This window comes from Arcticibacterium sp. SM2516 (genome assembly GCF_057914865.1).
The window spans coordinates 2,235,077-2,251,423 of sequence record NZ_CP195290.1 but is presented as its reverse complement, the minus strand read 5'-3'; the positions used below and the strand labels follow the sequence as shown (position 1 = coordinate 2,251,423).

The following is a 16,347-nucleotide window of genomic DNA, read 5'->3' as shown; positions in this document are numbered from 1 at the left end:
TTGACTATTCGACCCCACGTTATTTTGAATTATTTTTCAAAATAGTTAATCGTTCATCTCTGGATTTATTCTTAATCATTGAAAGCCAGCATGATATATTTAAGATTTATTTTTAAAGTAAATCTATTTTATTCAAAAGAACAGGTAGGGTACTTTGAGAGGTCAGTAGGGGAAGATAAGGAATTTAAGCTTGAAAAGACGAAATGTAGCATAAGGTTGGGTAACCTTTATACTTAGGAGAAAATGAAATGAAGAGGTAACCTTATTGGTATAGACGTTTATTTGTAAAAATAAATTTGTTTACGAAATAGGGTGAAATTAAAAAAGCTGAAGTTCCTTATTTAAACTTCAGCTTTATAAAGTACATCGTGAATGTCTGGATTACTCTCAAAATAGCGTTTAGCGAATGGACAAAGCGGCAATATTTTGATGTTTTCTTTTCTGGCAAATGCTACACCAGCCTTTACCAATTCTTTACCAATTCCTCTTCCACTAAAGCCATCATAGACACCCGTATGATCAATGATGAATTTCTTGGTACCAGCCCAAGTATAGGTCATTTCCCCTGCTTCCAATCCGTTTAAATAGGCTTTAAAAATACCTTTCCTTTCGTTTGTTGGGGTTTGAATTATTTCTAAATCCTTACTCATTAACTATACTTAAAGCACCAGATGGGCATTGAGCTACTTGAGCTATAATTTCTTCACCCGTGGCATTTTCTGGTTTAATCCATGGTCTGTCTTTTGGGTTATAAACCTGGGGTAAAGTTTTTACACAAATACCAGCATGCGTACACTTATCTGCTTGCCATAGAATGGTGACTTCTCCGTTGCTATATGTTTTGTTTTTCATGGTTCTGATTATTTTAATCTAAAGTTAAGGAGTTCTCTACATCTATAGAAATGCTGTCAGACAGATTTTTCACTGTAAAGTGACCTTAACATTATTTTATAAAACAATCAATCTCCATTTTTGCGGTATTACCAATAAAGAAACTCCCCATACTATCTCCAATTTTAAAATCTTCTCTATTAACTACAAGGTTCCCGTTAAAATGCTTGGCTGAGTGAGTGAAATCAATTATTACTTCTTTGGTAATGCCATGCATGGTTAATTGTCCTTTGGTTTCAAAACCGTCTGGAGTTACATAAACATAGGTAGATTTGTAACAGATTTTAGGGTACTTTTCGACGTCAAAGAATCCAGCTTCTTTAAGCGTTTTGTCTCTGTTTTTGTTATTTGTGTTTATCGTTGCGGCATCTAAACAGACATCGAAACTGGCATTATCTAAATCTTTTTCGTTAAATTTTATTTTTCCGTTCATTCCAGTAAAAGTCCCTTTTACGGTATTTATCTTCATGTTAGAAATTTTAAAGTTGACGGTAGATTTTTGAGCGTCAATACTTTGAGCCTGAATGTTAAGCGATAATATGGCTGTAAAAAGTAATAGAAGTAGTTTTTTCATGTTGATGTCAAATGTGTTTTATGAGTACAAGATACTTCCTAAACGCTGAATAAGTTTTTAACATTCAGGAAAAGGGAGTTTTGTTAGCCGATAGCAATAGAAACCGTGGACACTTTTTAAAGTGTTTTGACCCAAATCTTAATTAGTTTTCTAATATTTCAATTACTGTTTCTTCCAAGTCTGAGCTAATGTTTAGCCCACAAGCCAGTCTGACGTCTGGATGGTATTGACCAAACTTAGTTAAAGTAGCCACTTCATTTCTGTCTCTTTCCAATGCCGCTCCTTTTAGCCCTGTAACTTTAATTAAGCAGGTGGCACATCTTCCCATACCGCCACATTCACCAAAATCATCATCAGGGTAATGTTCTTTGAGGAGAAACATTAGGTTTTTATATGTGTTGCTCTCGGTCTTTATAACTTTCTGATACCCATTATAAAGGAGCGTAAATCTTATTTGGCCCAAAATATGTCTTCTAAATTATCTTCGAACTTCGTTTCTTCATGCAAAAGCTCAATATCCTTCATTTGTTTAGGGGTAGCCACCTTTTGAACCTCTAGAAAAAGTACGCGTTCTTCAAATCTGATGTGATTTTCTAGTTCCTCTTCTATATGATTTAAAGATTTATAAACATCTTTCTTTTCTTTAAAAAGCCTTTTAAGTCGTCTGTGTTCAGATATCCCTTTTTTGACGAGTGGATTTTCCTTTCCAAGGATAGGGTAGATGTACTGTTCTTCTATCTCAAAATGTGGGGCAATATGATGTTCAAAAAACCAATCTGCATAATTCTTAATCCTATCTGTTTCCACAGGCTTTTGAAAACCCCTTCTTATTTTCCAGCAGAGCAGTAAAGAATGGTGATGCTCTCTACTTAAAAACTGTAGGGATTTATCTCTCTTTATGGGTTTGTTAATTTCCATTTTGAAGGTTTAATGAACAAGTTGCTTTTCCATTTTAATGGCTTGTGGAAATAGAATATTATTTTCTAAATGAATATGCAGATGAAGGTCTTCCTCAAATTCTTTTAACAGTGCATAGGTTACTTTGAAAGTGCTGCAAGCATCAGATGGTGGTGTATAGTTATTAGAAAGTTTGGCTATTTTTACAAATCTCTCACCTTCGGTTTCATGTTCATGTTTCATCATATCAATAGGGTTTTCTACCGAACCAAAATTAGGTGCGTTCATTTCTTCTGAACCCTGCTTTTGTTGTACCATTTTCCTTACAAAAGGAAACAGGATAAACTCTTCTTTTTTCATATGGGCTGTTAACTCGCCGGCAGAGGCTACGAAGAGCTCTTTTATTTCTAAAAGCTCAGGGTGGTTTTGACCATGTACCTCACAGATTTTTTCAAGAAGAGGTTTTATTTCAAGTATCTTTTCTTCCACATATCTATGGTGTTTTTTCTCTATATAATCTGCCAATAAATCGGCCGGCCATGATTTATAGTCAATGTTTTGACTGGATGTTGTGTTTAGAGTGTTTTCTAATTTATCTATAAGGTCTGCCGCATTAAGGTCTTGCGTTTGACATACGTCTGCAATCGTTCTGTTGCCATTGCAGCAGTAGTCTATTTTGTGGTTTTTGAAAACGGATGCTGCTTTATAGTTTTCTGCCACTAAAGCTCCAATGTTTTGTTGTTCTGTAATTTTCATTGTACTAGTTTTTAATTTGTTTTTCGAATTGTGTAATGCCAAAAAATGCTAAGGAAAGAACCTTGCAGACCTCAAAGCCCACATAGTAAAAGTGTATGTTTGATGGTGGTATGTTACGATTATGAATATGCATTTCTGCCCTATGGTCTAATGCGGGAAGCAGCCAGTTGGTTTGAATAATTAAAAGAACCAAGGGTATAAAATAAGCGATAGTTGATAGCCTGAAGTTAAGTCGGGCTTGCATCAGGAGGTTCATTAAGATAGCCCGGCAAATACCCATTCTACCTTGTTTAGTGTATTAAAAACTAACCTCCCTATACCCAAACCCAGCGAAAGTGTTATTCCTGGTGCTTGAAATTTTAGCCAAGCCTCTAAAAAACTGATGGCACATATAAAACCTATCCAAAGGAAGGCGGACATCACAATAATAGGACTCTTAACCGTACTCATAAGATCGTTTGAGAAGTATGCTTTTTATAATATTCTATTTTAGAATGAAACATCTCAGCCATTCTTTCTCCCTGCCATTTAGCCCTTTCCGCTTTCTCACCTTGAAAAAGCGAATCAACGGTTTCGTAAAAGAGTTTTATCCATTGGTCAAAGTGTTCTTTATCCACCGGTAGTTTTGCATGTGGCACAAAAGGACTTCCATGATAGGTATGTTCTTCCAACAATATGGTTTGCCAAAAACGATACATTTTGTCTAAATGTTCTGGCCATTTATCTTTAATTCGGGCATTGAATATTGGTCCAAGTAAACCGTCCTGCCTTATCTTGTCATAAAATGTATCAACCAAAACTTTAATGTCTGGCAGGTTAAGAATGTCTTTTTCAATTGCTTTCATAATTAGTAGTGGATAAAAATATCCAATATTTGTTCAAATTTTTACCTTTTCAAAAACGTCAAACCCTCCGATAATTCAAAAGCCAAGGACTTTAAAGTGGTGGTTTCTAGCATTAGTCTAAGTTCGTCCCTTACTTTCTTAAATTGCTCATGTACCGGGCAGGGTTTTTTTTCATTGCAAAGCTCCAAACCTAATCCACAACCCGTATAAATTTGGTCACCATCTATGGAAGCCACTACATGGCTTAATGTTACGGTTTGAAGCGTATCTTGTGCTATTGAGAAACCACCATTTGGTCCCTTTTCAGAGATGAGAATTTTACTTCTAGTAAGCTGTTGTAATATTTTAGAAGTAAATGCTTCAGGCGAATTAATGGATTTAGCCACTTCTTTTAAACCTACTTTTCTGCTTAAATGAGATTGTTCAGCTATATAAATAGAGGCTTTGATACCGTATTCGCAAGATTTTGAAAACATCTATAATTCGTTTTTTTGTTGCACAAAGATAAGCATAAATTTTAATACTGGACATATATGTCCAGTATTATTTAGTCTGTTTCACTTCGTTTTTTATTTCTTTCCCTGAAGCAAAATCAGAGATGTTTTTTAGTGTGGTTATCGCTATCTGGTCTAAAGCTTCTTTCGTGAAGAAACCTTGATGAGCAGTAATCAAAACATTAGGGAAGCTAATAAGACGCTGAATTTCATCGTCCTGAATCACACTTTCCGACAGATCTTGGAAGAAAAGTTTATCCTCTTGTTCATATACATCAATTCCTAAATAACCCAAACGCCTATTTTTTAAGGCTTCAATGGCTGCTGAGGTGTCAATGACGCCTCCACGACTAGTGTTAATCAGCATGGCTCCTTTTTTCATGATACCAAAGGCTTTCTGGTCTAGCAAATGAAAGGTCTTGGGATTAAGTGGGCAGTGAAGTGATATAATGTCTGATTCGGATAAAATACTTTCAATAGGTTTAAAATTGACACCTGCAGCTTTTAATTCCTCAGATTCGTTAATGTCAAAAGCCAGTACTTTACAGCCAAAACCGAGCATGATTTTACAAAATATAGCTCCAATTTCGCCAGTGCCAACAACCCCTACGGTTTTATTAAAAAGGTCAAATCCCGTTAAATTTTGTAAAGAGAAATTCCCTTCTCTTACTCTATTATAAGCTTTGTGGGTTTTCCTGTTTAAGGTTAAAATAAGGGCAACGGCATGCTCTGCTATGGCATGTGGGGAGTAAGCAGGCACATTCATGATTTTTAGCTTATGCTTTTCGGCTGCCGCTAAGTCCACATTATTATAACCAGCACATCTCATAGCGATGGCTTTTACGCCATTTTGAGCAAGTATCTCAATGGTTGCTTTATCTAGCTTGTCGTTGACAAAGGCACAGACGATGTCGTATCCTTTGGTCAGAGAAACCGTGGAGGTATCTAAGGAAGCCTCAAAATAAGTCAAGTCAAGGCTTTCTTTAAACTTGTCTAAATATTCTTTGTCGTATGACTGTGTGCTAAAAACGGCTGTTTTCATGTATGGTGTTTATTGAAATAACTAGACGTGAATTTAGCTATTTGAAATTTTATTCGCCACGAAAATTGCTGAAAGTATGCTCAATATGAGGACAGTCATTTAAGGTTTTACAAGAATATGATAAGTTGCAGAATCTACTTTTTGATTTTGATAATAGCTCCAAAAACGATGTTGCCTTGGCCAAAAAAGAAATCTTGACTGGCTTTGTCTGCAGAAGACATGGTAGTGGTAATGTCTGGCATGTTAATATAACCACCCTTTAACTCCGACTGGATAAAGAAACCGTCAAAGAATGTGACGTTCAAGCCTACACTGCCATCTAGTCCAAATCCAGAAAGGTGAAATTCATCGTTTCTCGCTCTACTCAGTAAAGTGGTATTGGTTCGTGGATATAAAATACCTACACCAGCTCCCAAAACGCCGTTCACCGTGATTTTGTTGAAATCTAATAGCTCTTGAGAACGTCTTACAGCTGTATTGACGTAGTTAAGGCCATCCGTATGTTCAAATTTTAGAAAGTCATCCGTTAGTTTGATGTCATTATTATGATAGACTCCATCGTATGGCGTACCTGAATTGGCTATTTCTCCAGTGATTTTGACGGTCTGATTAGCCTCCATCACATATTTCATGTGATCTATTCCAAATGAAACATCCCAGTTTTTCTTTATAAAGTAGCCAATTCTAAAGTTATACTGCGGAATGGTCACATTTTTAGGATTGATATATTGATCTACACTAAAAGGTGTTTGCCTGTCTTTGGCCACCACTTTTTTCAATAAGAAGTCGTAATCTACTCCTGAAAAAGTGATATCAGATTTGGTGAATCTACCGCTGTTCCAGCCGCCATAAAAATAGAATCTGTGAAAATCTTGTTTCTGGTTAAGATGATGGGGTGTCTGGGCAATGCTGAGAAAAGAAATCGTACTTAAAAAAGCTAAAACTAATGTGAATCTCATGACTATTTAAACACGGTGACCTCTGTGAAAGACTATGAATTTATGCTACTACAAAATTAATGATTATGTAGTTTCCAATTGCACTTTTTTTATAAAACGACGTATGCTTCTCTAAAGGTATTTTTCAACCTTCAGGGGTTCAGAATTTGAAATTCGAGGATTATTAAAGTCTCTGTATAAACTAGTTATCCTTAGCATAAGATCATAGATTTAAAGACAAGCTTGATAGAGACTTATTTCTGCCTAGTAATAATCAATTTCTACACAAGCACATTTCTTAAAATTAATAAAGAGATAGCGAGCGTTATTTCAACTCACTTATTCTTACTTTTTTAGTTTTAAGTTTTGTATTATTCAAAGAGGCTATGAGTTTCTCAACTTTGTTACTCGGTACGGCCACAAAGGCACAATCTTGCTTTAGTTCTATATTGCCCAATTCTTCTTTTTGAAGTTCTCCCTGTTTGAAAAATAGACCAGCAATATCACCTTTTGAGATTTTATCTTTTCTTCCGCCAGAAATAAATAGCGTGGTCCACCCTATGCCTTCTACTTCGTTATCCGGCTCTCCTAAGTATATTTCTTCTGAGTCTTTAATGAACTCGGGTAGTTTTTCATCCTTACCTCTTATGATGTAAGCGGTTCCTTCGCTGTGCATTCTGGCTGTTCGCCCGTTTCTATGTGTAAATTCTTCTTTCTTAAATGGAAGTTGAAAATGAATAATGAAATCTATTTCTGGCACATCTATGCCTCTAGCAGCCAAATCTGTTGCTACTAATATTTTACTACTGCCATTTCTGAATTTTATCAATGCTCTTTCTCTGTCAAGCTGCTCCATACCTCCAAAAAAACATTCGTGTCCAATCTTTTTCCTCTCGAGAAAGCTTGTGACAACCTGGATGGTGTCTTTCAGATTACAGAAGATGATTCCGTTACCACTTCCTATATGAGCAATCAGATTGCCCAATGCATCCAGTTTGTTTTTGGTAGTGGCAACCACCGTTTTAAGCTTAAGCTTACTTTCGGATTCCGATAAGAAGTTGATAAACTTAGGAGATTTCAATCTTAAGAATTCTGGTATTTGGGCTTTTTGTGTAGCAGATGTTAATATTTTCCGGTCTAAAACAGGAAGAGACTCCACTATCTCCTTCATTTCTTTTTCAAAACCAGTTTCCAGAGATTTGTCAAACTCATCGAGCACCAATGTTTTGATAAACTGTGTAGCGATGTTTTCTCTTCTAATGTGGTCAGCTATTCTTCCTGGTGTACCTATTAGAATCGCCGGGGAATGCTTGAGCTCCATTTTGTCTTTTGAGCCTGAGCGACCTCCATAAACGGCATTGATTTTATAACCGCTTCCCATTTCTCTGGTTACTTGCTCTATTTGAATGGCAAGTTCTCTTGACGGGACCAAGATCAAGGCTTGTATCTCTTCAGATTCAGGGTCAAGGTTAGCAACTAATGGCAGTAAAAATGCCAAGGTTTTACCTGAACCAGTAGGGGAGAGCAGCACCACTTCATTATTATTGGCGATAGCCTTAATAGATTCTATCTGCATGGCATTGAGTTCTGCTATACCCAATTTGTCTAAGATTTCTTGCTGCTCTTTTTTCATGGTGCAAATCTATCCATTTTATACAGTCCTACCACCTTAATTTATCGGATGCTATAACAATCATTTTTGTTGTCGGAATTACTGATTTTGTAGAATCATGTGCCGTTCATTATGAAAAATTAACAATTATAAAAGACAGAAGTGGCTTGATTGTCTTCGTTATTTTCTAATTTGTCGCCTTCTAAAACAAACTAAAGGCAAGAATGAGAGGAGAAGGAGTGAAGTTTAACATCCGGAGTCAACCGGAATTTTTTAGAGAAGTGGTGAAAAGGGTCAATGCCCATTTTAAAAACAATAACATTTCTAAGCAAGGAAATGCCAGCATGGTTTTCAAAACTATTTTCATGTGTGGCCTTTATTTTATTCCTTATGGCTTTATACTTAGTGGCATGGTGAGCTCTGTGGCAGGAAATATGGGTCTTTGGGCATTGATGGGTTTTGGTATGTCAGGTATAGGATTGTCTGTGATGCATGATGCTAATCATGGTTCTTACTCAAAGAATAAAAACGTCAATAGTTTCGTAGGACTCATCATTAATTTTGTAGGTGGGTATCACATAAATTGGAGGATTCAGCATAATGTGCTTCATCATACTTTTACAAATATTCAGGGTTTAGATGATGATATCTCAAAAAACAACTCGTTGAGGCTTTCCCCTCATCAGGTGCAGAAATCGTTTCATAAATATCAAATATTTTATGCTCCGTTTTTATACAGCCTACTGTCACTCTACTGGTTTATAGGTAAAGATATTGAGCAAACTGTCAAATATGGGAAAGAAAACTTAGTGCAGGAGCAAGGTATTTCCATATTAAGAGCTTCTATTGAGATATTCTTCGCTAAGCTGCTTTATGTCATCATATTTATAGTTTTGCCACTCACGCTATCTAGTTTAGTTTGGTGGCAAACGCTTTTAGGCTTTTTATTAATGCACGCTATCTGCGGTCAAGCTTTAGCTTTGATTTTTCAATGTGCACATGTATTAGAAGAAACGGATTTCTTTATGCCTGATGAATCGGGTACTTTAGAAAATAGTTTTGCTATTCACCAAATGAGAACTACGTCAAATTTCGCCAACGGCAGCACTTTCTTTTCGTGGTTTATTGGAGGCCTTAATTATCAGATTGAACATCATTTGTTTCCAAACATTTGCCATGTGCATTATAAAGATATTTCCAAAATTGTAAAGGCTACGGCTTTAGAATATAATGTGCCTTATAACCATCATAAGACATTTTATGGTGCACTGAAAAGCCATTTTTCAGTCCTAAATAAGCTTGGTATGGGAGCCGCTTAGGTTCGTCTGAAATATTCGTATTATGCAAAAGGAGGCTGTCTCAAAAATAAGAGACAGCCTCTTTTTCCCAAGTTTGACAGCAAAAAGTAAAAATCACATGCAAATCGGCTTTCTAATTAAATCTGGGAGGTTTTTTTGTTCCTCAAGCCAAAAGTGTGGTGCGAAAACTTTAGGTTAACTTACTTGTTTTATGATGATTATGTGCTATAATTTTACATTATGGCACATTTAAGACTTGACAATAAAGGCGGCGAAAAATACTTACGGATCGTGAGGTCTGTTCGTAAAGATGGCAAGGTTGTCAAGGAAACACTTTATAGCCTTGGTAAGGTGAGCGATTATAGTGCTGAGCAGCTAAAGCGAATAGGTTCAAGGTTTTTTGAACTAGGTGGTGGCGACCCTCGTGAATTGTTTAATTCTAATGTTGAAGAGTTAGGTCGTTTTAACTACGGTTTTTATCAAGTATTCAGGAAAGTCATTGGCCATTATGGTCTTGAGAGGGTATTTCAATCTATTGGGCGTAAGCATAAACTTCAATATGATTTATATAACGCTGTGATGTTAATGACTTTGGAGCGTCTTCATGAACCTTCCAGTAAACGCAGTAATTATTATCATCAAGAGGACTATTTGGGCTTGCAGCCTGTTGAACTTCATCATCTATATCGTTCATTGGACTACCTGGCAGACAATCAATCACATATTCAAAAAGTGATTTACCAAAAAGGGCGTGATCTATTTAATCAATCGCTCGATGTCGTTTTCTATGATGTGACCACTTTTTACTTTGACAGTGAGGTAGAAAAGGAAGGTGAGTTACGTCAAAAAGGCTTCTCAAAAGATGGTAAAATAGGAAATACTCAGGTGCTATTCGGGATGTTAATAGACAAAGACAAACAACCCATTGCTTATCGAGTTTACAAAGGCGACACCTTCGAGGGGCATACTTTTAAAGAAGCATTACTTCAATTAAAGGAGGAATATTTAATAAAGGATATTATTGTGGTAGCTGACAGAGGCATGCTTAGCAAGGCAAATCTAGAGCTGACAACTGGACATGGCTATGATTTTATCATCGGTGAGCGATTGAAAGTTTTGCCAGAAAAGATAAAGACTTTTTTGACTAACCTTGAGAATTACGAAAAGCTCTGGGTTTATACCCAAGATGGGCAAGAGGTACAAATCAGGTACACGAGTATGGAGTATCAAGACCGAAAGATAATCTGTACTTACAGCGAAAAACGTGCTCAAAAAGACGCAAAAGACAGAGAAGAAAAACTTCAAACGGCCGAACAATTGCTTAAAAACCCAAGTTTACTCAAAAAGAAAGCACAGCATTATTACCTGAAAGAAACCGAGGCAAGCAAGTTTGAATTAAACCAACAAAAGATACTTGAAAGTAAACGATTCGATGGCTTTCTGGCCATTGCCACCAGTGCAAAAGAGCTAAATATTGAAGCCGCCTTAGATCATTATCGACACCTTTTTCAAATCGAGCATAGCTTTAGAACCTACAAGAGTTATCTGGAAACCAGACCGATGTTTCACTGGACAGACAAAAGAATAGAAGGGCATATCGGCCTCTGTTACCTCACCTACACTTTATTGACCTACATCCAAAATAAACTCAAAAAAGTAAATCAAAAACTAAGTGAAAATCAAATAAGAGAAGCTATAAGTCAAATGCAGATAAGTTTGATAAAAGCCCACGACACTCAGTTTTACCTAAGGTCTGCAAGCAAACCCCATGTCGACCAACTCTCCAACCTATTGGGCCTTAAAAAGCTCCCCAACATGCTACCAAAATCGGAAATTCATAACTATCTATAGTAGAGCATATTAAAAGAAAAGTGTGGTGCGAAGCCATTTTTGCATATACCTGTATATCAGATATTTAACTCATTTAGCTGTCAAACTCAGGACGGATTTCTTTATGCCTGATGAATCGGGTACTTTAGAAAATAGTTTTGCTATTCACCAAATGAGAACTACGTCAAATTTCGCCAACGGCAGCACTTTCTTTTCGTGGTTTATTGGAGGCCTTAATTATCAGATTGAACATCATTTGTTTCCAAACATTTGCCATGTGCATTATAAAGATATTTCCAAAATTGTAAAGGCTACGGCTTTAGAATATAATGTGCCTTATAACCATCATAAGACATTTTATGGTGCACTGAAAAGCCATTTTTCAGTCCTAAATAAGCTTGGTATGGGAGCCGCTTAGGTTCGTCTGAAATATTCGTATTATGCAAAAGGAGGCTGTCTCAAAAATAAGAGACAGCCTCTTTTTATGCGTAATTTGTCTAGTCTTTTATGATGTTTAACCCATCTCAATATATGCCTTCACCAAAGAAGATAAAACAAAATATGTGGATTGTTCCGAATAGCAGAGATGTCATTCAAATAAGGATTTATGACCATTTCTGGAGATAATCAATTTTTAGATAAACCAGATCTTATATAAGCATTGGAGGTTTATCTATGGTTTGTAAGACTTTTTAGGTAAGATTAATCTCTTAACCATGCCATTCTCTGTGCCCAATCGTCCAAAAATTGTTTCCGATATTTATTGACCGTTTTGGCTCCAGCTCTGTTTTTTTCATGAAGAGAATCTGCAGGGTTATCGGTCCAAAAATGAGCCCCATGCTTGGTAGGAACAAAGACACCACCCCAACTTTCGGCTTCGGGATTTTCTATATCGCCATTTAGAAAGTATAAGACACTAGGCGTATCACCCATTTTGATGTCTTTCTTTTTCTGGTAAAACAGGTTTCCTAAAGCTCCATGGTCTTTAATATGAGCTTCGGTAAAAGCGGTGTTTTCGTAGCTGTCTTCTTGATATCCTCCCATATACATGCCTCTAAAAGTGGTGTTGTTTTCTATCCACCATAAATCCGGATGTGTTTGGAAGATATAATTTCGTGAGCTGCTATCTTGAACGGTATTCCATGAGCCAATAGAATAAACCCTTAGGTTTTCTTTTATTTCCGGTTTCTGATGAAGAGCCTCAGCCACATCGGTCATAGAGCCCCAAACCAAGACATAGAGCGGTTTGGGTTTTATCTCATCTGCTTTTTGTATCATCCAGCTGGCTCCTTCACTTAGATGTTCTGGCTTTTCATGGGCTTGAGGTTCCGTAGCCCCTTGCTTGGTTATGCTCATCAGATATTCAGGCGTAGGGAAATCTGAACCATGTTTTTTTAGGTACTTATAATCTTTTTGGTACGCTTTAATTACCTCTTCTATATGTTCCTTTCGTCCTTGATGTGGCGGAGAACTAATGATGCCTTTTAGATTAAATCGGTCTGCATAAACCAATAAATGTACCATAGACTGATAATCGTCAGGGTCGCTGCCGCCAATATCCGTACTGATAATAATATTCGGTCTGTCTTCTGCCATTTTGCAGCCTAAAATGAAGAGCATAAAGAAAAGGCTATAGATACATTTCATGGTTCTGATATAAGCTTATGGATAGGTTTGAGCTATTTTTTCTAAGAACAGCATTTCTGCATAAAACTGCCAGTCGAAATTGACCGACTGATTGGCCAAATGTGAATGATGATCTTGATCTAAGATATAATTGGCTGGTTTATTCAAAACCCTGGTTTTACTATATACGGTCTCAAGTTTGCTTCTCTTTTTACTAAAATCATCACTTAAGGTTTTAATGCTTGCTAAGGCCGTTGCGGTTTCCGCTTCTGTTTTGGCTTTGTCCAGCCTTTCTAGACTTAAAAGAGCATTGGAGGTGAAACCAATCATTTCATTGACCTGCTCATAAACTTCCAGCGTATAAATATTTCTATTGGCTTTGGATTTCATATCTGCTATGATGGCCGCCGTTTTTTGATAGCTATCCAAAGCCGTTTTTGCTTTTGCCAGTCGCTCTTCGTTTTCTGCACTCCAAATTCCTTTTTTATCCAAAAGAGGTAAATCTATGACACCGTCGGTCAATGCATTCTCCATCTTCATAAGATAATTTCTTTTGTTTTCTTTCAAAAGAGCATTTTTCCAAAAAGCGACTTGTACTTCCAAGTCATCAATAAAACCGTATGCTGCTGGAGCCAATTCAGATGCGAATTCTCGCTGTCTGTGTGCTGCTTTAATTTCTTCTTTTGATCTTTGTTCTCCAGCCCAAGAATATTCCGCAAAAGCCAGAATACCACGCATGTAAAGCTCAAAATGAGGGGAGTCGTCATCCCAAAGTGTCAGAAATAACCTATTCAGTTTATTGTCAATAGAAGCTTTAACAAAAGACCTGATATTGTTCATGTTGCTTTCTTCTTGTGGCATTAATACCCATCTGGTTTGTCCTGCTGTGGCACCCATTACTTGCAAGTCGTTATCCAGAAACCATTTCATGGCTTTGCCATTTCCAAGGGCGTCGGAGTTGCTATAGTTCCATCGCATGTAAATACAGTTTTTAGGAAGCTGGTCAAGAAAGGCTAATAGTTTATGCTCATTCTCTTTCCATATTTTATCTACTTCTTCTTGACTCTGTTTAGAGTCAAACATCGATTCGTAAACGCCCGAATCTTTCAAAGGCATGTCGTCCCAGAAAATAGGTGTTCTTCCATGCTCTTCGGCAAATTTGCAGACTTTGTTGAGCCAAATCAATTGAAGTTCCAAAGAACTTTTACCACTGTTTCTTCCCGTGGTATGCACCTCATCTCCGCCAATATGCAGGTATTTGCCATCTGGAAGGGCCTCAATGGCGTCTTTGTATAGGTCAAATTGTACCTCATAAGTTTTAGGATTAAGTGGATTAAAGGCCCAGTCGCTTTCTGGATCGTCTCTAAGCACTTTGTATTTATCGTGCTTTAGAATAAAGGAAGCATGCCCAAGCCCCTGTACTAATGGACTAATTTCTATGTGTCTTTCTTTGGCATAATTATTCAGTTTTTGGAATTCTTCTTTACTGAGGGCATCTGCAGAAGCGACTTCTGGCTGTAGGCTAAATTGTAATTTGTCTTCTATTTCGATAATGATGCCATTGATTTTGTATAAGGCCAGTTTGTCAATCAGGTTGTAGTAGTAGTTCAATTGCTCCATATGATGTTTCATGTCCAAGTGAATGGAACGATAAGACAATAAAGGATAATCCTCTATATGGCATATAGGCAAGGTTACTTTTTGGTCGTAAGCATCAGTAAGGAGTTGTTCTAGCGTTTTAAAGGCATAAAATAAACCCGATTGGTCTTTGCCTATAATTTGAACTTTATCCTCAGAAATGTCCATAGAATAGCCTTCTGCTTCCACGTTTATGGTACTATCTATACTATAGATGATTTGAGCATCAGATTCCTTATCACTAGTTTGTAAGTTCTCAAATACTTGGCTTAATAATGGTAGCGAATCGCTTTTGGGAGAGAAAGCTGTTTTTAGACTGTTATGCTCCAAAGAACTCGCACCCGAAATTTCAAATTTTTGAGGCTGTGGTAAAACTTTGAATTCTCCTACTTTTTTGGAACCACAAGACAAGAATGTAAAGAAGGAAGCGAATAGAATAAGGGATTTTAGTTTGTTCATTTTAGTTAGGGTTGGTCATGATTGTAAATCTTTGTGTCTTTAAAAAATGCTGGTTTCTAACCATTTGAAAATAGAAGGCATCCATTCATTGGTGGGAATAGAAAGCACAAATCCATGATTCCCTTTTGGGTAAAGATGCATTTCTGCAGACACTTTGTTTTCGAGTAAAGTCTGATAAAACAAGATGCTATTTTCTACAGGAACCACGGTGTCGTCTCCGGTATGTGTTATCCACGTAGGAGGGGTGTTTGAGCTAACGTGCAGCTCATTAGAAAAAAGACTTTTCAGTTCTTCGTTTGGCTTTTCGCCTAAAAGGTTTCTTCTGGAGCCCGCATGAGCCAGTTCATCTTTCATGCTGATAACAGGATATACCAAAATCATAAAGTCTGGTCTGAGGTTGGCATTATTGGGGTTTGGAATATATGATTTGTCGAAATGAGTGCCTGCCGTACTCGCCAAATGTCCACCAGCAGAAAATCCCATTATGCCAACTAAATCAATATTGACATTCCATTCTTTGGCATTTTCTCTTACCAGCTTTAGAGCTTGCTGAGCATCTTGTAAAGGACCGATGGAAGTATTGGACATGATTTCATTACTCGGAAGCCTGTATTTGAGAAGAAATGCAGAGATGCCATTGGCATTGAATTCTTTCGCAATGGCGGTACCTTCTTTTATATAGCTTTCCATGGCATAACCACCTCCAGGACAAATCACGACTGCAGCACCGTTTGCCAAAGGTTTTTCGGATAAGAAAATTTCTAAGGTGGGTAGGGATATTTTATTGTAACCGAATAGAAGACCATCTTTTTCTAGTCTATTTTCTTTCATTTCATTCGGAATACTATTCGGTATTTCAGTATCGTAGAGTGGAATGATTTGTTGAGCATTCAGTCCTGTAGTTAGGAGAATAAAAGAGAATACGAGCGTAAATTTCATGAATAGGTTTTGTTTTATAATAGGGTTTTATTCATATATGGGTTGAACTCGCTTTATGCATTAGGCAATCTCCCGATAGCTATCGGGACCGTAGCTAAATTGCGTCCCATCGGCAAGCTCAGGGTAACACAAATCAGTATACTTCGTCTAGCTCAGCACAGGCTACACCCATTTAAACTCAATCAACATATCCCTTCGACATTAACTCAGGGAAAACGCTATGCTAATTTCCTTTTATTGTCTGATTTATTGCAACTTAATACGATTCCCCAAGGCATAATCCAGGTTGAACGAATAAGACCACTAAGATATCTACATAATTTGAATTAGCGTATTTGATACATCTGCTTTTTAAGGTGTAGTGACCCCAAAATCACTAAACCTATCAGAATGAAGATAATTGAAGCGGTCATGGTGGGCTCATTGTCATAAAAAGAAAAAGCTTCCGAAGATTCGGAAGCTCTTGTCTAACCCCTAAAATAAACCACTATTTTAAGCTTTTATAAGT

General features: G+C 37.0%; 18 protein-coding genes. 3 read left to right on the top strand and 15 right to left on the bottom strand.

The genetic code is table 11. The features are described 5' to 3' along the window. Positions 1 to 341: 341 nt before the first annotated feature. The 12 genes from ACSBFT_RS09370 to ACSBFT_RS09315 form a co-directional block, all read right to left on the bottom strand. Entirely contained in the window at positions 342 to 650 is a 309-nt protein-coding gene (locus ACSBFT_RS09370) for a GNAT family N-acetyltransferase (RefSeq protein ID WP_489604400.1), read from the bottom strand. Continuing rightward, on the bottom strand, positions 643 to 852 hold the full coding sequence (locus tag ACSBFT_RS09365) for a (4Fe-4S)-binding protein (protein WP_463048691.1): 210 nt from the start codon (positions 850 to 852) through the stop codon (positions 643 to 645). Before ACSBFT_RS09365 ends, ACSBFT_RS09370 begins: the two co-directional genes overlap by 8 nt. A gap of 91 nt (positions 853 to 943) precedes the next feature. Further along, positions 944 to 1,465: a YceI family protein gene (locus ACSBFT_RS09360; RefSeq protein WP_489604399.1), complete on the bottom strand. Its 522-nt coding sequence runs from the start codon at positions 1,463 to 1,465 to the stop codon at positions 944 to 946. 142 nt (positions 1,466 to 1,607) lie between these two features. Next, entirely contained in the window at positions 1,608 to 1,847 is a 240-nt protein-coding gene (locus ACSBFT_RS09355) for a hypothetical protein (protein ID WP_463048689.1), read from the bottom strand. A 68-nt stretch (positions 1,848 to 1,915) separates the two neighbouring features. Then, positions 1,916 to 2,383 carry a hemerythrin domain-containing protein gene (locus ACSBFT_RS09350; protein ID WP_489604398.1) on the bottom strand — a complete coding sequence of 156 codons (468 nt, stop codon included), beginning with the start codon at positions 2,381 to 2,383 and terminating at the stop codon, positions 1,916 to 1,918. A gap of 9 nt (positions 2,384 to 2,392) precedes the next feature. After that, the gene (gene ric, locus ACSBFT_RS09345) at positions 2,393 to 3,118 is read right to left on the bottom strand and encodes an iron-sulfur cluster repair di-iron protein (RefSeq protein ID WP_489604397.1); all 726 of its coding nucleotides are present in this window, start codon (positions 3,116 to 3,118) and stop codon (positions 2,393 to 2,395) included. Between the two features lie 255 nt (positions 3,119 to 3,373). Further along, positions 3,374 to 3,568, bottom strand: a complete 195-nt coding sequence (locus ACSBFT_RS09340) for a hypothetical protein (RefSeq protein WP_489604396.1) — start codon at positions 3,566 to 3,568, stop codon at positions 3,374 to 3,376. Further along, positions 3,565 to 3,963 carry a group III truncated hemoglobin gene (locus ACSBFT_RS09335; protein WP_489604395.1) on the bottom strand — a complete coding sequence of 133 codons (399 nt, stop codon included), beginning with the start codon at positions 3,961 to 3,963 and terminating at the stop codon, positions 3,565 to 3,567. The genes ACSBFT_RS09340 and ACSBFT_RS09335 overlap by 4 nt, the downstream gene beginning before the upstream one ends. Positions 3,964 to 4,004: 41 nt before the next feature. Continuing rightward, a complete protein-coding gene (locus ACSBFT_RS09330) occupies positions 4,005 to 4,439 on the bottom strand; it encodes an RrF2 family transcriptional regulator (RefSeq protein ID WP_463048684.1) in 435 nt (144 codons plus the stop codon). Positions 4,440 to 4,506: 67 nt separating this feature from the next. Next, the gene (locus ACSBFT_RS09325) at positions 4,507 to 5,499 is read right to left on the bottom strand and encodes a 2-hydroxyacid dehydrogenase (RefSeq protein WP_489604394.1); all 993 of its coding nucleotides are present in this window, start codon (positions 5,497 to 5,499) and stop codon (positions 4,507 to 4,509) included. A gap of 134 nt (positions 5,500 to 5,633) precedes the next feature. Further along, positions 5,634 to 6,458 carry a hypothetical protein gene (locus ACSBFT_RS09320; RefSeq protein ID WP_489604393.1) on the bottom strand — a complete coding sequence of 275 codons (825 nt, stop codon included), beginning with the start codon at positions 6,456 to 6,458 and terminating at the stop codon, positions 5,634 to 5,636. Between the two features lie 304 nt (positions 6,459 to 6,762). Then, a complete protein-coding gene (locus ACSBFT_RS09315; RefSeq protein WP_489604392.1) occupies positions 6,763 to 8,070 on the bottom strand; it encodes a DEAD/DEAH box helicase in 1,308 nt (435 codons plus the stop codon). 203 nt (positions 8,071 to 8,273) lie between these two features. On the opposite strand from ACSBFT_RS09315, the gene ACSBFT_RS09310 reads away from it, so the two are divergent. The 3 genes from ACSBFT_RS09310 (at position 8,274) to ACSBFT_RS09300 (ending at position 11,595) form a co-directional block, all read left to right on the top strand. Further along, positions 8,274 to 9,368: a fatty acid desaturase family protein gene (locus ACSBFT_RS09310; protein WP_463048680.1), complete on the top strand. Its 1,095-nt coding sequence runs from the start codon at positions 8,274 to 8,276 to the stop codon at positions 9,366 to 9,368. A 219-nt stretch (positions 9,369 to 9,587) separates the two neighbouring features. Further along, complete coding sequence (locus ACSBFT_RS09305) at positions 9,588 to 11,198, top strand: IS1634 family transposase (protein ID WP_489603736.1); 1,611 nt, start codon at positions 9,588 to 9,590, stop codon at positions 11,196 to 11,198. Between the two features lie 22 nt (positions 11,199 to 11,220). Beyond that, positions 11,221 to 11,595 carry a fatty acid desaturase family protein gene (locus tag ACSBFT_RS09300; protein WP_489604391.1) on the top strand — a complete coding sequence of 125 codons (375 nt, stop codon included), beginning with the start codon at positions 11,221 to 11,223 and terminating at the stop codon, positions 11,593 to 11,595. Positions 11,596 to 11,879: 284 nt separating this feature from the next. On the opposite strand, the gene ACSBFT_RS09295 is transcribed toward ACSBFT_RS09300, so the two are convergent. Genes ACSBFT_RS09295 through ACSBFT_RS09285 form a run of 3 tightly spaced genes read right to left on the bottom strand, consistent with a single transcriptional unit; the run spans position 11,880 to position 15,839 of the window. Further along, positions 11,880 to 12,824, bottom strand: a complete 945-nt coding sequence (locus tag ACSBFT_RS09295; RefSeq protein ID WP_489604390.1) for a DUF1593 domain-containing protein — start codon at positions 12,822 to 12,824, stop codon at positions 11,880 to 11,882. A 15-nt stretch (positions 12,825 to 12,839) separates the two neighbouring features. Further along, a complete protein-coding gene (locus ACSBFT_RS09290; RefSeq protein WP_489604389.1) occupies positions 12,840 to 14,900 on the bottom strand; it encodes a family 20 glycosylhydrolase in 2,061 nt (686 codons plus the stop codon). A gap of 39 nt (positions 14,901 to 14,939) precedes the next feature. After that, positions 14,940 to 15,839 carry an alpha/beta hydrolase gene (locus tag ACSBFT_RS09285; RefSeq protein ID WP_463048676.1) on the bottom strand — a complete coding sequence of 300 codons (900 nt, stop codon included), beginning with the start codon at positions 15,837 to 15,839 and terminating at the stop codon, positions 14,940 to 14,942. Positions 15,840 to 16,347 lie beyond the last annotated feature (508 nt).